Annotated in this window: 18 protein-coding genes and 3 tRNA genes; 14 read left to right on the top strand and 7 right to left on the bottom strand. The window is 68.2% G+C overall.

From position 1 onward, the window contains the following. Positions 1-117: 117 nt before the first annotated feature. The gene (locus LC041_RS16515; RefSeq protein WP_226534190.1) at positions 118-1,509 is read right to left on the bottom strand and encodes a cell division initiation protein; all 1,392 of its coding nucleotides are present in this window, start codon (positions 1,507-1,509) and stop codon (positions 118-120) included. A 314-nt stretch (positions 1,510-1,823) separates the two neighbouring features. Between LC041_RS16515 and LC041_RS16510 the strand changes: the two genes are divergently transcribed. The 3 genes from LC041_RS16510 to LC041_RS16500 all read left to right on the top strand — a co-directional run bounded on the left by LC041_RS16510 (position 1,824) and on the right by LC041_RS16500 (position 4,471). Next, the gene (locus LC041_RS16510; protein WP_226534189.1) at positions 1,824-2,114 is read left to right on the top strand and encodes a hypothetical protein; all 291 of its coding nucleotides are present in this window, start codon (positions 1,824-1,826) and stop codon (positions 2,112-2,114) included. Between the two features lie 132 nt (positions 2,115-2,246). Next, positions 2,247-3,572, top strand: coding sequence for a VCBS repeat domain-containing M23 family metallopeptidase (locus LC041_RS16505; RefSeq protein ID WP_226534188.1), 1,326 nt, complete (start codon positions 2,247-2,249; stop codon positions 3,570-3,572). A gap of 53 nt (positions 3,573-3,625) precedes the next feature. Further along, positions 3,626-4,471 (top strand): transposase, encoded by an 846-nt coding sequence (locus LC041_RS16500; RefSeq protein WP_226534187.1) that lies wholly within the window; start codon positions 3,626-3,628, stop codon positions 4,469-4,471. Positions 4,472-4,546: 75 nt separating this feature from the next. Here the strand turns inward: LC041_RS16500 and LC041_RS16495 are convergent. The 3 genes from LC041_RS16495 to LC041_RS16485 all read right to left on the bottom strand — a co-directional run bounded on the left by LC041_RS16495 (position 4,547) and on the right by LC041_RS16485 (position 4,864). Beyond that, positions 4,547-4,619: transfer RNA gene (locus LC041_RS16495), tRNA-Phe, on the bottom strand. Positions 4,620-4,688: 69 nt separating this feature from the next. Continuing rightward, positions 4,689-4,762: transfer RNA gene (locus tag LC041_RS16490), tRNA-Asp, on the bottom strand. Between the two features lie 29 nt (positions 4,763-4,791). Beyond that, a tRNA-Glu gene (locus LC041_RS16485) sits at positions 4,792-4,864 on the bottom strand. A 211-nt stretch (positions 4,865-5,075) separates the two neighbouring features. Here LC041_RS16485 and LC041_RS16480 point away from each other — a divergent pair. Continuing rightward, positions 5,076-6,437 carry a M23 family metallopeptidase gene (locus LC041_RS16480; RefSeq protein ID WP_226534186.1) on the top strand — a complete coding sequence of 454 codons (1,362 nt, stop codon included), beginning with the start codon at positions 5,076-5,078 and terminating at the stop codon, positions 6,435-6,437. A gap of 76 nt (positions 6,438-6,513) precedes the next feature. Here LC041_RS16480 and LC041_RS16475 read toward each other — a convergent pair whose 3' ends face one another. Together LC041_RS16475 and LC041_RS16470 are read right to left on the bottom strand one after the other, a co-directional pair. Beyond that, complete coding sequence (locus LC041_RS16475) at positions 6,514-7,005, bottom strand: inorganic diphosphatase (protein WP_017204665.1); 492 nt, start codon at positions 7,003-7,005, stop codon at positions 6,514-6,516. A gap of 40 nt (positions 7,006-7,045) precedes the next feature. Next, positions 7,046-7,708: a TMEM175 family protein gene (locus LC041_RS16470; protein ID WP_226534185.1), complete on the bottom strand. Its 663-nt coding sequence runs from the start codon at positions 7,706-7,708 to the stop codon at positions 7,046-7,048. Between the two features lie 64 nt (positions 7,709-7,772). Between LC041_RS16470 and tilS the strand changes: the two genes are divergently transcribed. After that, on the top strand, positions 7,773-8,765 hold the full coding sequence (tilS, locus tag LC041_RS16465; protein ID WP_226534184.1) for a tRNA lysidine(34) synthetase TilS: 993 nt from the start codon (positions 7,773-7,775) through the stop codon (positions 8,763-8,765). 52 nt (positions 8,766-8,817) lie between these two features. On the opposite strand, the gene LC041_RS16460 is transcribed toward tilS, so the two are convergent. Further along, entirely contained in the window at positions 8,818-9,411 is a 594-nt protein-coding gene (locus LC041_RS16460) for a DUF937 domain-containing protein (RefSeq protein WP_226534183.1), read from the bottom strand. 93 nt (positions 9,412-9,504) lie between these two features. Here LC041_RS16460 and hpt point away from each other — a divergent pair, with 93 nt between their 5' ends. The 9 genes from hpt (at position 9,505) to LC041_RS16415 (ending at position 17,386) form a co-directional block, all read left to right on the top strand. After that, the gene (gene hpt, locus LC041_RS16455) at positions 9,505-10,056 is read left to right on the top strand and encodes a hypoxanthine phosphoribosyltransferase (RefSeq protein WP_226534182.1); all 552 of its coding nucleotides are present in this window, start codon (positions 9,505-9,507) and stop codon (positions 10,054-10,056) included. A 103-nt stretch (positions 10,057-10,159) separates the two neighbouring features. Beyond that, positions 10,160-12,160, top strand: coding sequence for an ATP-dependent zinc metalloprotease FtsH (gene ftsH / locus LC041_RS16450; protein ID WP_226534180.1), 2,001 nt, complete (start codon positions 10,160-10,162; stop codon positions 12,158-12,160). Position 12,161: 1 nt separating this feature from the next. Continuing rightward, entirely contained in the window at positions 12,162-12,767 is a 606-nt protein-coding gene (gene folE / locus LC041_RS16445; protein ID WP_226534178.1) for a GTP cyclohydrolase I, read from the top strand. Next, positions 12,767-13,576 (top strand): dihydropteroate synthase, encoded by an 810-nt coding sequence (gene folP, locus LC041_RS16440; RefSeq protein ID WP_226534176.1) that lies wholly within the window; start codon positions 12,767-12,769, stop codon positions 13,574-13,576. Before folE ends, folP begins: the two co-directional genes overlap by 1 nt. 44 nt (positions 13,577-13,620) lie before the next feature. Then, positions 13,621-14,016 (top strand): dihydroneopterin aldolase, encoded by a 396-nt coding sequence (gene folB, locus LC041_RS16435; protein WP_226534175.1) that lies wholly within the window; start codon positions 13,621-13,623, stop codon positions 14,014-14,016. Continuing rightward, a complete protein-coding gene (gene folK / locus LC041_RS16430; RefSeq protein ID WP_226534173.1) occupies positions 14,013-14,552 on the top strand; it encodes a 2-amino-4-hydroxy-6-hydroxymethyldihydropteridine diphosphokinase in 540 nt (179 codons plus the stop codon). Before folB ends, folK begins: the two co-directional genes overlap by 4 nt. After that, the gene (locus tag LC041_RS16425; protein ID WP_226534172.1) at positions 14,549-15,031 is read left to right on the top strand and encodes a DUF3180 domain-containing protein; all 483 of its coding nucleotides are present in this window, start codon (positions 14,549-14,551) and stop codon (positions 15,029-15,031) included. Before folK ends, LC041_RS16425 begins: the two co-directional genes overlap by 4 nt. Continuing rightward, on the top strand, positions 14,982-15,563 hold the full coding sequence (locus LC041_RS16420) for a PH domain-containing protein (RefSeq protein ID WP_226534171.1): 582 nt from the start codon (positions 14,982-14,984) through the stop codon (positions 15,561-15,563). Before LC041_RS16425 ends, LC041_RS16420 begins: the two co-directional genes overlap by 50 nt. Further along, positions 15,560-17,386, top strand: a complete 1,827-nt coding sequence (locus LC041_RS16415; RefSeq protein WP_226534170.1) for a PH domain-containing protein — start codon at positions 15,560-15,562, stop codon at positions 17,384-17,386. The genes LC041_RS16420 and LC041_RS16415 overlap by 4 nt, the downstream gene beginning before the upstream one ends.

The following is a 17,386-nucleotide window of genomic DNA, read 5'->3' as shown; positions in this document are numbered from 1 at the left end:
ATTCCCTCTCGCCGAGCACCTCGACCTCGATGTCCACCCCCTGCAGTACGACAAGAGAAGGATGCGACATGACACTGACCCAGGAACCCCCTGCTCGCGCCTCTCGCGTCTGCGTGACTACTTGGAGGACTTCTTCTTCGTCTCCACCACGTCGATCGTGATCTTCTCGAGTGGGCGGTCATCGTCGAGTTCGTCTTCGAGGACCTCATCGCCGAGGAAGGTCTCTTCCGGAGTCTCGTCAGCGACGGCCTCCGCCGTCGCCGGCTCGACGGGCGCTTCCGCGCCCGTGATCTCCGGCGACAGCGCGTCATCGGAGAAGATGCCGTCGGGACGGATCAGCTCGCGCACCTCGGCCATGAAGCTCGAAAGCTGCTGCTGCTGCCACCGCAGCTGGCGCGTGCGGTCCTCCGCGTCGTGGAGCACCGCCGTCGTGTGGCCGGTGACGGAATCGACGATCTTCTGCGCCTTCGCCCGAGCGCGTTCGAGGGTCTCCCGAGCACGAACCTGGGCCTCGGCTTCGATCGCCTGCGCCTGCGAACGGGTCAGGCGCTCGTAGTCCTCCGCCCGTGCCGAGATGCGCTGAGCGTGTTCGAGCGATGCGGAGACCTGCTCGTTGGCGTCGTTGGTGATGCGCTCGGCATGTGCCACGGCCTGGTTGTGCAGGACGAGGAACTCCTGCTGCGCGTCGTCCTGCCGGCGAGTGAGGGTCTCCTCGAACTCGAGCACCCGAGCGTTCATGTCACGGACGTCGCGCTCGGCGTCGGCGCGCAGCTGGGTCGTCTCCCGGGTCACGAGGGAGCGGAGCGCTGCGGCGCCCTTCTCGGCCTCGGTGCGGATCGCGGTGGCCTCCTGCGCGGCCTGGTTCACCTTTTCCGCGGCGTGCGCGGCTTCTCGCTCGATGCGAGCCTCGTGCGCGGTGTACTCGGTGTCCATCTTCAGCCGCACCTGGTCGGCGTCGCGTTCCGCCTGAGCGGTGATCCGCTCGGCGTCGGCCTCGGCCTCGGCGCGCTGCGCGGTCACTTCCTCACGGGCAGAGGTCATCAGGCGGTCGGCCTGCACCGCCGCGTTCTGGATGAGTACGTTCGCCTGCTCCTCGGCGACACGGAGGATCGCCTCGAACTGCTGACGCGACGGGGCCTCTTCGCCGTCGGCCTGCGGAGTGTCGACGAGCTCGGAGGTGAGAGTGGCGACCTGCTGCTCGGCATCCGAGGCCTTGGCGTTCGCGGCCGCCAACTCGCTCTCCAGAGCTTCGCGGGCCTTGCGCTCCTCTTCGCGGACGGCTTCGACGGCATCCTCTTCGCGCGCCTGCGCCTCGGCGACGTCGGCGGCTGCCTGCTTCAGCTGGTTGCGGAGGGCCGCGAGCGCAGCGTCGACCTCGCCCTTGTCGTAGCCGCGGAAGCCAACTGTGAATGCGCCCTGCTGGTCGCGCGGCGTGGTCTCGATCAGCTGGTCGAAGAAGTCCGGCGAGCGCTCGTCGTCGCGGCCGGCGGTTCCAGGGGAATCGCTCATGAGGTTGTTGCCTTTCTGGCGTGGACACACGGCGGGGCTGCGGCTCCATCCCGAAGTACGGGACCGTGCGACCGAAGGAGGAGGTCGTCTGGTCTCACGCCGCGATGACCGGCGAAGGTCCGGACCGGCGAGGCACCCCTCCCAGCCTACTTGCGACGGCTGGAAGTTGTGAGTCTGGATTTGCCGGTCTGCGGGGGCGCGTATGACCTCGCCCGGGGACCGGTCGGTGGCTCCCTGCCTCCTCTCGGCCCGCGGCGCAACCCCTTTCCGCCGAAGAGTCGAGTCGCATAGCGTCGTCAGCGAACCGGAAGAAGATGACGACGACCGGAGGCGAGATGTACACGATCATGCGCGCGCGGATCGCGCTCAACGAGACGGAGTACTTCCTGGCAGAGGGGCAGGAAGTCGCGGACCTCAGACGGAGGATCGAAGAGGCCGTTCGCGCGGGCGGCGGATTCGTCGAATTCGACGTCGCAGGGGAGCGGTCGGTGAGTGTCCTGATCAGTTCGACCACACAGGTCATGATCTCGACCTCGACTGCCGACGAGGATGGGCGCGACGACGGCGACGACACATCGTACGGAGGAGAATACGACCTGGTCTGACCAGGACGGAGCCCCGCGGCTGCGGATCCATCGGTTCCACGGCGGCGCTCGCGGGAGACTTCCCCCGCACTGGTACGGTGACGGCGGAGGACATCATGTCCCTGGGGCCGCCGAGCAAGAGAGAACTTCGAGATGAAGCGACCATCCCGCGTGCGTCTCGGTCGCATCGGGATCGCGACCGTGCTCGCCCTCGTGGTCGGTGTATCGGCACCTCCGTTGTCGGCGGGCATGACCGCGACCGCGGCCAGCGCTCCCCAAATGGTCTATCCAGCCTCGGGCAACATCCAGTCGAAGGTCGGCGACGGCTGTCGGGGTAACTATCGCGCACACGACGGCATCGACATCTCCGGAGCAGGCGGCACGCCGATCGTCGCGGCCTACGACGGTGTCATCAAGTCGCGCACGGCGAACAGCGGCTACGGCAACTACACCGACGTCGAGCACGCCGGCGGCTACGTCACGAGGTACGCGCACATGGCGTCGTCGGGGATGTATGCCCCTGGCACCAGGGTGGTCCGCGGCCAGCAGATCGGCGTCGTCGGCAACACGGGCAACTCCCCGGCGTACCATCTGCACTTCGAGGTGCGGCTCAGAGGTGCGGTGTACACCGCGGTCAACAACGGGTTCGTCTGCCTCTCGAACGTCGTGCGCGGTGCCTCGCTTCCCCTATACTTCCCCGGCTTGGGGGACGGACAGGCTCCCGGTGTCGTCTCGGCCGACTACACCGGCGACCAGAACGCCGACCTGCTGGAGATCGCCGGAAACGGTGACCTCCGTCTCCGGCCGGGCACGGGTGCGGGGCGTTTCGCCGCGGGCACGACCATATCTGCGGGGTGGGGTGACACCCGTAGGCATCTCACCCACGGTGACTTCAACAACGACGGCAAGGCCGACATCCTCGTGGCACGCTCCGACAGTGCACTCGAGTTCTATGCGGGTAACGGCGCAGGCAGATTCACTTCAGCCGTACAGGTCGGCAACGGGTGGTACGGCATGCATCATGTGGTCTCCGGAGCCGACTACACGGGCGACGGGCAACAGGACGTCCTGGGTGTCAACTCATCCGGCACCCTTACCATCTATCGCGGTGACGGATCCGGAAGGTTCGGGTCCCCGAACATCACGCTCGGTGGCGGATGGGAGTCGTTCCACTTCCTCGTCGGTGGCGACTTCGACAACGATGGGCGCGGCGATCTGATGGCGGTCGACGGTCTCGGAACGCTCTATTTCTATCCGGGTCTTCCCGGGACGTTCGGCACGCGACGCGAGGTCGGTTCGGGGTGGGTGGAGTTCACCGCCCTGACCGGAGGCGTCGACTACAACGGCGACGGTCTCGCCGATCTGGTCGCACGCACCGCCGCCGGTCAGCTCTACCTCTACCCGGGTCTCGGCAACGGGAAGGTGGGCACGAGGTCGCTGATCAGTGCGGACTGGGCCGACCAGCTGGCGATCGAGTAGCGGCGTCGAGTCGAGGTTCCTCGCCGAAAAGCAGAGCGGCGTATCGTGGGCGCATGGCCGACCCCGTCTTCGAGGAGATCGCGGCCGCGCTGTACATGGGTCCACCGGAGGCTTTCGTGACGTCCCGAAAGGACCGTGCCGCCGAGGTCGACGACGCGGAGCTCACGTCCCGCATCCTCGCGCTGCGCAAGCCCTCGATCGCCGCCTGGGTCGTGAACGTCTTCGCGCACGAGCGAGCGGGACAGCTCGGGGAAGCGCTGCGACTGGCAGCCGAACTGCGCGAGGCACAGGACGACCTGGATGCGCCCGCGCTGGCCAAGCTCGGCAGAGAGCGCCGCGTGCTCACGCGGCGTCTCGCGGAGATGGCGGCCGAGCTGGCCGGTTCCCGCGGCGAACGCATCACCCCCGCGACGCGGGAAGCCGTCGAGCACAGCATCTCGGCGGCCTTCTTCGACCCCCTGGCTGCGGCTGCGGTGGCCTCCGGGCGGCTGATTCGAGCGCTCGACCCCGCGGCGTCGGCCGCAGACATCCGCGACGCGGTGGCCGGCGAGGTCGACGTGCGGGAACCCGCTCCGCAGCGACCGCCGGACGAGTTGCAGGAGCGGCGGGCGCGGAGAGAAGCCGAACGTCGCGTTGCCGAGACCGAGAAGGAGCGGGCTGCTGCGGAGCGGGAACTTGCGAAGCGGGACGCGGAATTGCAGACGCTCCGTGATCGCGCGGCCGAGCTCGCCGGGAGAGCGGAAGAGCTCGAGGCGGAACTCGACCGGATCCGCGCGGCGGTGAGCCACGTCGAACGAGACCTGCCGGCGATGCAGGAGCGTCGCTCGGCCGCCGCAGAGCGGGTGGAGGCGGCAGCAGGGGCAGCGAAACTCGCGCGGAACGCTCTGGACGCCCTGTGACCCAGGGCAAAGCAAAACCCCCGCCATGTAGAAGCTAGGCGAGGGTTTCTGGAGTGATTGTAACGATCACTCGTGTGGCTCCGACCGGCATCGATCCGGTGACCTTTCGATTTTCAGTCGAACGCTCTACCAACTGAGCTACAGAGCCGCGCGACCGGCGAACCTGTCGCGTCCTAGACGAAGAGCCCTCTCCGAAGAAAGAGCTCATCGCACGGAGCGACCCTGACGGGACTTGAACCCGCGACCTCCGCCGTGACAGGGCGGCACGCTAACCAACTGCGCTACAGGGCCATACTTGTTTTCAATTGTATCGGAAGGAGTGACCCCAACGGGATTCGAACCCGTGCTACCGCCGTGAAAGGGCGGCGTCCTAGGCCGCTAAACGATGGGGCCGAGTCAGTCCCGGAGGACTTCCTTGCCGACGCTCAAGCATAAGGGATGATCCGGGCAAATCGCGAATCGAGGGCGAGGCGTCTACCCCCGGGCGTGTTTCAGGAGGACGATGGGACGGTCAGACGTGCGATCACAGTCGTCGGATCGACTCTGGTGCGGATGTGAAAGTTGTTGTTAGTGTGGCATTTGTGAAACCGGCGGAAGGGGCCGCGTGAACGACGACCAGACCAGTCTGGATGCTGCGGTTGCCGCGGCTTCAGATGATTGCGGCTGCGCGCCCAGTCCTGCAGAACGCCGAGCATTCGGCAAAGACGGCCTCAGCCGCCGAGGCGCTCTCGGCCTCGGCGTGCTCAGCGTCGTCGCGCTCAGCGCCTTCGGCATCTCCCAGGGAGTCTCCGCCGCCTACGCCGCGACCTACCCGAGCTGGGACGACGTGCAGCGGGCCAAGAAGAGCGAGGCCGCCAAGGCCGCCGAGGTCACCCGCATCGAGGGCCTCATCCAGTCCCTGACCCAGAAGGTCGCCGAGACCCAGGCGGCTGCGAAGGTCGCCGCGGATGAGTTCTACGAGGCGCAGCAGAAGTTCTTCGCGGCTTCCACCGAGGCCGATTCGCTGCAGGCGAAGGCCGACGAGCAATCCGCGAAGGCCGACGCATCCGCGAAGAAGGCGGGCCAGGTCGCCGCGCAGCTGTACCGCAACGGTGGTGACGACACCTCTCTCGAGCTGCTCTTCACCGGCTCCGCCGACAACGCCGACCAGTTGCTCGCGCGACTGGGCACCATGGACAAGCTGTTCGAGTACAACCAGTCGGTGTACGACGACGCGGTCGCCGCCCGGAACTCCGCGCAGTCGATGAGCGATCAGGCTGTGGTCGCCCGCGACGAGCGCGACCGCCTGCAGAAGATCGCGGAAGAGAAGATGGTCGTCGCTCAGCAGGCTGCCGATGCCGCTCAGGCCGCGCTCGACGAGCAGTCCGCGAACCTCGCCACGATGCAGGCGCAGCTCGCCGCGCTCAAGGACGCGACGACCAAGACGGTCGAGGGCTACAAGGCCGGTGTCGCTGCCGAGGAGAAGAAGCGCAAGGAACGCGAGGCCGCAGAGGCCGCGGCCGCGGCGGCCGGCAACGGCGGTGGCGGGGGCGGTGGCTCCCAGGGCAGTGGTGGCTGGTGCCGTCCTCACGGCGGCGGCAAGAGCTCAGGCTACGGGCCCCGTTCGCAGCAGTGCGGTCCGCAGGGCTGCTCCTCGAGCTTCCACTACGGCACGGACTTCGCGAACGGTTGCGGCGCGGCGATCTACGCCGCGCAGTCCGGCACGGTCGACTATGCGGGCTACAACGGCGGCTACGGCAACTACATCCGCATCCAGCACGGCGGGGGCATCGGCACCGGCTACGCGCACATCCGCGACGGAGGCATCCTCGTGCGATCGGGCCAGTGGGTGCGCTCCGGTCAGGTCATCGCCTATGCGGGCAACACCGGGCGCTCGTTCGGCTGCCACCTGCACTTCGAGGTCTACGACCGCGGCAGCGCCATCAACCCGGTGCAGTTCCTCGCCCGGCACGGCGTCTCCGCCTGATCACCGCTTCGTCTCAGACCAGAAGACCCCCGGCCGCAGTGCGGAACCGGGGGTCTTCTCGTCGTATGCGCGGGGATCAGTGACCCTGCTCGCCGAAACGCACGATCGCCTCGTCGAGGATGCGCTGCGCTTCGGCGGCGTTCCCCCACTCGTCGACCTTGACCCACTTGTTGGGCTCGAGGTCCTTGTAGTGCTCGAAGAAGTGCGCGATCTCCTTCTTCGTGTACTCGGCGATGTCGTCGATGTCCTGGATGTGCGCCCAGCGAGGATCCTTCGAGAGCACGGCGACCAGCTTGTCGTCTCCGCCGGCCTCGTCGCTCATCTTGAGCACCGCGACGGGACGGACCTCGACGACGACGCCCGGGTAGATCGCGTGGTCCAGCAGCACGAGCACGTCGAGCGGGTCCCCGTCCTCACCGAGCGTGTTGTCGAAGTAGCCGTAGTCGGCCGGGTAGCCGAAGGTGGTGTAGAGCACGCGGTCGAGGTGCACTCGTCCGGTCTCGTGGTCGACCTCGTACTTCACGCGGCTGCCGCGCGGGATCTCGATGACGGCGTCGTGTGCGCCCATGCGTGTACTCCTCAGGAAAAGTTCGGTTGGATACCGCGGACTAGCCTACCCGCGGCTCTTCGGCCTGCGACGCCCGCCCACGACGGCGCGCGATGCGCCCGAGCAGACGCGAGAGCGGGCCGGTCAACAGCAGCAGGAGCAAGGCGAAATAGCCGTTGGGCACAGTGAGCGCGGCGATCACCAGGGCGACGGCGAACAGGATGATCGCGGCCAGGTCTCCCGCGACTCCTGCCCGCAGCACCACCGCCGGCGCCGTCGTGAGGTCGGGGTGGCGACGCAGATACATCCACCCCGCCAACGTCGTGACCTGCGTCAGGATCAAGGTCCCGATATAGACGACGGCCTGGAGCGCGTCCGCGTCCAGCTGACCGAGCATCGCGGTCGGCACGGGAAGCCAGACGATCGTCGCCATCCAGGCGACGTTGATCCACAGGAGCGGTGTCGTGATCAGCTGCACATCGCGATACTGACTGTGGTGCCCCATCCAGAACGTCGCGATGAGGACGAAGCTCAAAGCGAAGCTCACCAGCTGGGCAGAGTGCTCGGCGAAGAACTCCGCGGTCGTCAGTCTCCCGGAGGCCGCGTCGGAGACGGACTCCAACAACGGCAGGATGAGCAACGTCATCGCGATCGCCACCACGGCATCGACGAACGCCTTGAAGCGTTCGGTGCGGAACGGCTGCGCGCGGGACTGAGCGGTCACGGCGTCAGGATAGCCCCGAGGGATCACGGGCGCACGGACCGAAGCCGTGCCCTACCGTGGAACCGTGCCTTCCCTGTCTCCCGCCATCGCCGAGGTCCGTCTGGCCGTGCGCACCGCACTGGCCGGCCTACCCGAGGGCTCGACGGTCATCGTCGCCCTCTCGGGAGGAGCCGATTCCCTCGCGCTCGCGGCCGCCACGGCCTTCGAGGTCCCCAAGCTCGGCCTCCGCGCAGCCTCGCTCACCGTCGACCACGGTCTGCAGGAAGGATCCGAAGCGGTGGCTTCGCAGGCGGCGCAGGCGGCGACGGCGCTCGGTCTCGACCCGCTGATCGTGCGCGTCGACGTCGCCGGGGAGGGCGGACCGGAGGCCGCGGCGCGGGAGGCTCGCTACGGCGTGCTGCGCGATGCGGCGGCCGACGTCCGTGCCGCAGCGGTCCTCCTCGGACACACGCTCGATGACCAGGCGGAGACGGTTCTCCTCGGTCTCGCTCGCGGATCGGGGGCCACCAGCCTGCAGGGCATGGCACCGGTTCGCGAAGACAGCGACGGTGTGCGGTGGGTGCGCCCCTTGCTCGGTGTGCGCCGGGAGACGACCCGGGCCTTCTGCGTCGCCTCCGCTCTCACGCCGTGGGAAGATCCGCACAACCGTGACGACCGCTATGCCCGGGTTCGGGTGCGTGAGCACGTGCTCCCGGTGCTCGAGGCGGAACTCGGACCGGGCATCGCCGAAGCGCTCGTGCGCACCGCCGAGCAGCTGCGGGAGGATGCGGAGGCCTTCGACGAGATGATCCACGAGACGATCGAAGACATCGTCGAGCACGCCGAGGCGGGAATCTCGGTCAGCGTGGCAGCGCTCGCCGCCAACCCGGCGGCGCTGCGCAACCGGATCATCCGCCTCGTCGTCGACAGCGAGTTCGGCGTCAGCCTGACGAGGACGCAGACCATCGAGGTCGCACGGCTCGTGACCGACTGGAACGGTCAGGGGCCGATCGACCTGCCCGAGTGCGCGGCCGTGCGCCGGGGTGGGCGCATCGTCTTCACCGCATCCGGTCGCTGAGCGAGGTCCGCAGCGGGCGGACTCACCCGCGACCGGATGGAGCGTACGAGCCCTATTTCTTGCCGCCGAAGAGACCGCCCAGGATGCCGCCGAGGTCGATGCCGCCCGATCCGCTGCCGTTGCCGCCGCCGAGCAGGCCGCCGATCACGTCGCCGATGCCGCCCGAGCCCGAGCCGGAGCCGGAGCCGCCGAGGAGGCCGCCGATGAGGTCACCGATCCCGCCGGATCCCTCCTCTCCCGCCGCCGTCTCGCTCTTCTTGTCCTTGTTCGCGTTGGCGATGAGGCCCATCACGATCGGCGCCAGGATGGGGAGGAGCTTGCCGAAATCGATGCCCGGAGTCGCCTTCGACTCCGTGAGCTCCTTCGTGACCTCCTTCTCTTTCGAGCCGAGGATGTGCGCGACGATCTTGCCGCCGTCGGCTTGATCGATGTCATCCACGTTCGCGGCGCCCGTGCCGCCCTCGTGCTTCTTCAGCGCGTTCTGGATCGCTGCGGAGCCTTCGTCGGTCTCCGCGTTCTTCGCGAGGCCGCCCAGCAGTACGGCACCGCCCTGCTCGACCGCGACCTTCGCCTCGTCTCGCGAGACCCCCAGCTTCTGCGCGATGTCGTCGATCGGTATCTGCGCGAGGATGTCGTCAAGAGCCATGGTGAGTCCTTCCCTCAGGGGCGTCCGCCCGCGTCACCGCTCACAGTAGTGGGGGATACCGGAGCATGGGGTGGCGTCGCCTAAAATCGATCCATGCGCGCCGCGGAGATCCAGGACGACCTTGCACAGATCCTCGTCACCGAGGAGGAGATCCTCGCCAAGCTCGAGGAGCTGGCGGCGCAGGTCGCCCGGGACTACGAGGGCAAGGACCTCGTCCTCGTCGGCGTCCTCAAAGGTGCCGTCATGGTGATGGCCGATTTCGCGCGGGCGCTGCCGTTCCACGCCCCGATGGACTGGATGGCGGTCTCGAGCTACGGCGCGAGCACCAAGTCGAGCGGTGTCGTGCAGATCCGCAAAGACCTCGACACCGACCTCAACGGCAAGCACGTCCTGATCGTCGAGGACATCATCGATTCCGGTCTCACGCTCAGCTGGCTGCTCGAGAACTTCGGCTCCCGAGGGGCCGAGTCGATCGAGGTGCTGGCGCTGCTGCGCAAGCCCGAGGCCGCGAAAGTCGTCATCGACTGCAAGTACGTCGGCTTCGACATCCCCACCGACTTCGTCGTCGGGTACGGGCTCGACTTCGACGAGCGCTACCGCAACCTGCGCGACGTCGCCGTGCTCGCGCCGCACGTCTACTCCTGACGCCTGTACTCCTGACGCCTGCACAGACGGGCGTGCTGCCGGGGTACGCCGTGGGTGAACGCACAGCGCCCCCCTAGGGCGCGCGCGATACGCTGATCCGATCATGGATGTGAAGAAGCTCACCCGGAATCCGCTGATCTACGTCGCGCTGATCGGCGTGCTGCTCTTCGGCGGATTCCTGCTGATCTCGAATCTGGGTGCGCCCAAGCAGATCACGACGCAGGAGGGGCTCAAGCTCCTCTCCGGCACCACCGTCACCGAGGTGGTGACCACCGACGGTGATCAGCGTGTGGACATGACGCTCTCCAAGCCGTTCGAAGGCTCCGAGAACGTGCAGTTCTACTACGTCGACGCTCGCGCCGACGAGGTGGTCGCGGCGATCAACGAGGCCGCTCCCAAGGACGGCTTCAACGACGCGGTGCCGCGGGCGACCTGGTTCGACGGCTTCCTCTCCCTCCTCCTCCCGCTCGTGCTGCTGGGCCTCCTCTTCTGGTGGCTCCTCTCGTCCATGCAGGGCGGCGGCGGCAAGGTCATGCAGTTCGGCAAGTCCAAGGCCAAGCTGGTGAGCAAGGAGACTCCGACCGTCACCTTCGCCGATGTCGCAGGTGCCGACGAGGCCATCGAGGAACTCCAGGAGATCAAGGAGTTCCTGCAGGACCCCGCCAAGTTCCAGGCGATCGGCGCCCGCATTCCGAAGGGTGTTCTGCTGTACGGCCCTCCCGGAACGGGCAAGACGCTCCTCGCCCGCGCGGTGGCAGGGGAGGCCGGAGCCCCGTTCTACTCGATCTCCGGATCGGACTTCGTCGAGATGTTCGTCGGCGTCGGCGCCTCACGTGTGCGTGACCTCTTCGGCCAGGCCAAGGAGAACGCGCCGGCGATCATCTTCATCGACGAGATCGACGCGGTCGGCCGTCACCGCGGTGCCGGCATGGGCGGCGGGAACGATGAGCGCGAACAGACCCTCAACCAGATGCTGGTGGAGATGGACGGGTTCGACCCGAACGCGAACGTCATCGTGATCGCGGCGACCAACCGTCCGGACATCCTGGATCCCGCACTGCTGCGCCCCGGTCGATTCGACCGTCAGATCGGTGTGGACGCCCCCGACCTCAAGGGGCGTCAGAAGATCCTCGAGGTGCACAGCAAGGGCAAGCCGCTCTCCAAGAACGTTGACCTCGAGGTCGTCGCCCGCAAGACCCCCGGGTTCACCGGTGCCGACCTCGCCAACGTGCTCAACGAGGCCGCGCTGCTGACCGCGCGCTCGAATGCGCAGCTGGTCGACAACCGTGCCCTCGATGAGGCCATCGATCGCGTGATCGCCGGTCCGCAGCGGCGCACGCGCGTGATGCGCGACAAGGAGAAGCTCATCACGGCGTATCACGAAGGCGGGCACGCGCTCGCCGCCGCCGCGATGAACTACACCGACCCGGTGACCAAGATCACGATCCTGCCGCGCGGCAAGGCTCTCGGCTACACGATGGTGCTGCCGATCGACGACAAGTACTCGGTCACCCGCAACGAGCTCCAGGATCAGCTGACCTACGCGATGGGCGGCCGCGTCGCCGAGGAGATCGTCTTCCACGATCCCACCACCGGTGCCTCGAACGACATCGAGAAGGCGACCTCGATCGCCCGCAAGATGGTCATCGAGTACGGCATGACCACCGAACTCGGTCCGGTCAAGCTGGGCACGGAAGGTGGCGAGCCCTTCGCCGGCCGCGACATGGGTCGAGGCCGTGAGTACTCCGAGACGATCGCCGAGCGGGTCGACACCCAGGTCCGGGCGCTCATCGAGCAGGCGCACAACGAGGCCTACGAGGTGATCAGCGCGAATCGGGACATCCTCGACAAGCTCGCTCTGGCTCTGCTCGAAGAGGAGACCCTCGACCACAACCAGATCGCCGAAATCTTCACCGAGGTCAAGAAGCTCCCGGAGCGCCCGCTGTGGCTCTCGAGCGAAGGCCGTCCGGTGTCGGAGCGTCCTCCGATCGAAGTGCCGAAGAAGGACGTCTCGCTGGCGGCCTCCGTCGAGGCCCCGGCCGGTGCACCGCGCACGCAGCAGGGCTCGGCCGGCGCCGGAAACCCGCGGCCCGCGACGGCGTGACGTGACCGTCGACAGACAGCGTGTCGAGCGGCTCACCCGCGAGCTCCTCGAGGCGATCGGCGAGGACCCGGATCGACCGGGACTGAAGCAGACCCCGTCGCGCATGGGGGAGCTGTACTCCGAGTTCTTCTCCGGGGTCGGAGAAGATCCGGCTGAGCCGCTCGCTCGTACGATCAGCGTCTCTCGCGGCCCGGCACCCGACACCCTGCCCTCCGGCGCTGTGCTGCTACGCGACATCCGATTCCGGTCCGTCTGCGAGCATCACCTCCTGCCGTTCGCCGGTCACGCCCACATCGCATACCTCCCGGGTGAGCAGGTCGTAGGGCTCGGTGCGCTGGTGCGCGTCGTCGAGATCCTCGCCGCTCGTCCTCAAGTACAGGAACGACTCGGAGAGCAGATCGCGGACACGATCGCGGAGCACCTCGACACCCGCGGCGTGCTCGTGGTGCTCGACGCCGCTCACGGCTGTGTGACGATGCGAGGTGGTCGGCAGACCGAGACCTCCACGCTCACGATCGCCGCCCGGGGCGAGTACACGGATGCGGTCTCCAGGACCGAGCTCATCACCTTGATCGGGGCGGCGGCAGGGTCCGGAGCAGCGCGCTGATGACGGGTATCTGGGGCATCCTCAACGTCACGCCCGACTCCTTCAGCGATGGCGGACGCTACCTCGACGTCGATCACGCGGTCGCGCACGGGCTGCGGCTGCGCGCCGAGGGAGCGACCGTGCTGGATATCGGCGGCGAATCCACCAGGCCGGGCGCGGAGCGCGTCGGCGAAGACATCGAGCAGCAACGTGTGATTCCCGTGATCGAGCGACTCGCCGCCGCCGGTGTGCCCGTCAGCATCGACACGCTCAGCGCCGCGACGGCGGCCGCGGCCGTGCGCGCGGGAGCCCGGATCGTGAACGATGTCTCCGGTGGGCTCGCGGACCCCGAGATGCGCGCAGCCGTCGCCGAGTCGGGGGCGGACTTCGTGATCGGCCACTGGCGCGGCTTCTCCGCGGACATGTACGCGAACGCCGAGTATCGTCGCGTCGCCCGCGAGGTTGCCGGCGAGCTCAAGGAACGCATGGGCGAGGCGGCCGTGGCCGGGATCGCCCCGTCCCGGGTGATCGTCGACCCGGGCATCGGCTTTGCGAAGACCGGGACGCAGAACTGGGACGTGCTGCGCGGACTCGAGGAGATCGTCGCGCTCGGTCCCAGAGTCCTGATCGGAACGTCGCGCAAGCGCTTCCTGGCGGAGACGCTGCGTCAGGAGACCGGAACCGACGACGAGGTGTCGGAGTCGCGCCGCGACCTCGCGACAGCTGTCACGAGCGCCCTCGCCGCACAGGCCGGAGCGTGGGCCGTGCGGGTGCACGATGTGGCGGCGACCCGCGATGCACTCGCGATCGCGCATGCCTGGGCGGGCTGAACCTCCGCTCAGCCCCCGGAGCGCGTCCCCCGTACGCTAGAGGCATGGATTTCCTCGATGAGATCGTCCTCACCGGCTTGACCGTCTTCGGCCGCCACGGCGTCTACGCGCACGAGCGCGAGGACGGGCAGGAGTTCTCGATAGATCTGCGCTTGCGGATGTCGCTGGAGCAGGCCGCGGCGTCGGACGACGTGGCCGACACGGTGCACTACGGAGAACTGGCCGAGAGGGTGGCGGCAGTGGTCGGCGGCGAGCCGGTGAGCCTGATCGAGACGCTCGCCGAGCGGATCGCCATCGTGGCGCTGGAGGACGTGCGCGTGCAGAACGTCTCCGTGACCGTGCACAAGCCCCACGCCCCGATCCCGCTGAGTTTCGCCGATGTGGCCGTCACCGTGCACCGCAGCCGTGCCCCCGAAGCGCTGGAAGACATCACGATATGAGCCGCAATCTCGCGAAGCCGCTCGATCCTCCGAGCCCTCGTGCGGGGCGGCCGGAGACCGTGGCCGTCGTCGCGCTCGGCGCGAACCTCGGGGATCGCCAGGGGACCATCCGTGCAGCGGCTGAACGGATCGCCCGACTGCCGTTGGTGAGCGACGTGCGGCTCTCCCGCCTGTTCGAGACCGTCGCGCTCCGCCTCGACGGGCCGGACCCCGACGCGCCCGGCTACGTCAACGCGGTCGCGCTCGTCACCACCCGGCTCGCACCGGAGATCCTGCTCGGGATGCTCCATGCGATCGAGGACGAGAACGGCCGAGAGCGCCGGGAGCACTGGGGCGACCGCACCCTGGACCTCGACCTGATCGCGTACGGCGACGTCGTCTCGGACGAGCCCCTTCTGCAGCTGCCGCATCCTCGCGCCGGAGAGCGCCTGTTCGTGCTGGATCCGTGGCTGGACGTCGATCCAGAGGCCGAGCTGCTCGGCAAGGGAAGGGTGGCGCAGCTCGCCGCCGAGCTTCGCGCCAGGGGCGAGGGATGAGGCGCACGTCCGCAGGGCTCCTCGTCGTCCTCGCGCTGCTCGCCGCGGGCGGTGGGTTCCTGCTCGATCACGTCCTGACGGCGTCGGGGCGTGCCACGTTCACACCGTCCCTCTTCCTGCCCGTGCTGCTCCTGCTCATCGCCGCCGCGTCGGTGGGGGTGGCCTGGCCGGTGCGGCGCAGCGTGAGGTCGGGGATCCGCATCGATCCGTTCCGCGCCCTTCGCGCTGCCACGCTCGCTCGCGCTTCAAGCCTGCTCGGGGCGATCATGGCGGGTTTCGGAGCCGGTCTGCTGACGTTCCTCCTGTCACGTCCCGTCGTTCCGCAGGTAGGGTCGACTGTGGCCATGCTGGCCCTGATCGGAAGCGCGATCATCCTCGTGATCGCCGCCCTCGTGGCCGAACAGTTCTGCACCCTGCCGAAGGATCCTGATGACTCAGAACCCAGAGACCGCGCCCCTGAACCCGGCGGAGGGCACTGACCTCGCTGCCCTCGACGAGGGCACGTACTCGAAGCTGCGCACCGCTCGCAACGAGGCCAGGCTGGAGCTCGACGGCACCTGGCACCAGATCTCGCCCCGCTACGTCGTGTCCCAGATCGTGCAGAACGTGATCTTCATCGTCCTGGTCGCCGTCGCCGCCGTGGTGCTGAACCTGGTTCTGCACCAGCAGTGGGTGTGGATCCCCGCCGGAGTGATCCTGCTCATCACCGTCTTCGCGCTCATCATCCTGCCTCGCCAGGCCAGGGCGATCGGGTACATGCTGCGCGCCGACGACATCGTCTTCCGCAAGGGCATCCTCTGGCAGCGCATGATCGCGGTCCCGTACGGACGCATGCAGCTGGTGGACATCACGCAGGGACCGCTCGATCGTGCGTTCGGCATCGCCCAGCTGAAGATGGTGACCGCAGCGGCGACGACGGGCGTGCAGATCCCGGGGCTCACGCAGGAGGCCGCGGAGACGTTGCGCGACACCCTCATCCACGTCGCCGAGACCCGCCGGACCGGCCTGTGAGCGAGCCGCAGCTCCCCCCGCCCCCGAGCGTGCAGGCGACGGCCTCGGAACAGTCCACGAGCCTCGCGAACGGTGAGTGGCACCGCATGCACCCACTCACCCCGCTGTTCAAGGGCGGGCTGGTGCTCATCATCGTCGCGGGCATCGTGATCGCGAACATGCGCGATCGCATCATCGCCTGGGCCGTGGACCTTTTCGCCCCGGAAGAGGCGCACTACGGTGACTACGCCGGCGCGGACCCCGTCGAATGGGTGCTCGCGAACAATCTGATCCTGGTCGTGCTGCTCAGCGTGCTGGGCCTCGCGATCGTGCTGGTCCTGATCTTCTGGTTCGTCTGGCGCTTTCATCAGTTCCGCATCACGGGCGACCACGTCGAAGTGCGCAAGGGCATCATCTTCCGCTCCCACCGTCGGGCACCGCTCGATCGGGTGCAGGGCGTCAACCTCACCCGGCCTTTCCCCGCTCGAATCATCGGCCTCGCCAAACTCGAGGTCGTCGGGGCGGGCAACGACGCGAATGTGGAGCTGGAGTACCTGGCCACGGCTCGTGCGGAATCCGTACGCGCGGACATCCTGCGCCTGGCCTCCGGCGCAAGGGCGGCGCGCACCGCCGCGCGGAACCCCGATCAGGCCGCCTCCGCTGCTCCGGCCTCCGCTCGCGCGCAGCTGGTCGGCTCGATGAACGACGGCGTCAACGGACTCCTCGCGGGCGTGGACCTCGCCGATGTCGTGCCCGAGAGCGTCGTCAAGATCCCGACCGGTCGCCTGGTCGGCTCACAGCTCATCTCCGGCCTGCTCTGGTTCGTCTTCTTCGGTGCGATCTTCGCGATCGCGTTCGGCAGCGCGCTGATCGGCATGTTCATCGACGGCGACACGGGCGGAGGAATCGTGCTGCTCGGCCTCGGACTCGGCATGGGTGTGCCCATGGTCATCGCCGTCGTGGGTATCACCTGGGCGCAGATCTCGAAGTCGCTGCGCTACTCCATCGCGCCGACACCCGACGGCGTGCGCATCACCTACGGCCTGCTCACGACGGTCACCGAGACGCTTCCTCCCGGACGCATCTTCGCCGTCGAGGTGTCGCAGTCCCTGCTGTGGCGTCCGTTCGGGTGGTGGACGATCCGGATCAATCGGATGAGTGGCAAGAGCGCCGCGCAGCAGTCCTCCGGAAGCGGTCAGCAGTTCAACGTGGTGCTCCCGGTCGGCAAGCGGGCCGATGTCGAGCGTGTCCTCGGGCTGGTTCTTCCGGACGTGCCGGCGGCGAGCATCCCGGCGCTCTGGGAGCAGGGCGTCGTGGGTCCGGTTGAGGGCGATGCCTATCGCACGATGCCCCGCCGAGCCTGGTGGCGGCGGCCTTTCTCGTGGAAGCGCCATGGCTACTTGGTGACCGATTTCGGTCTGCTGCTGCGCCGCGGCATCGTGTGGCGCAAGCTGGCCGTCTTCCCCTACGCCCGTCTGCAGGGCGTTTCCCTCAGCCAGGGACCCATCGATCGCTCGCAGCGGGTCTCGGGGGCACAGGTGCACACCGTTCCCGGGCCTATCACCGGCTACCTCGCCGGGCTCGAGCGGGCCGACGCGCTGGCGTTGCTCGACGACGTCACGACGGCTGCGGCTGAGGCCGCCTCGCGGGACACGAGTCACCGCTGGAGTGAGCATGCGGCCGCTGCGCCCGGCGCGGTCCCACCCGCCCCTCCCGCGTACACGGGGCAGCCTCCGGTGACGCCTCCGCCGCCGTACACGGGACCTCGAACCGCGCCGCCCGCACCTCCCGTGGGGGCACCACCCCCGCCGGTGACACCCCCGCAGCCGCGGCCGGAGCAGTGA

This window comes from Microbacterium paraoxydans (assembly GCF_020524545.1).
Lineage (GTDB): Bacteria > Actinomycetota > Actinomycetes > Actinomycetales > Microbacteriaceae > Microbacterium > Microbacterium paraoxydans_C.
Note: the sequence above shows the minus strand (reverse complement) of the source record. Positions and strands in the feature narration are given on the sequence as shown.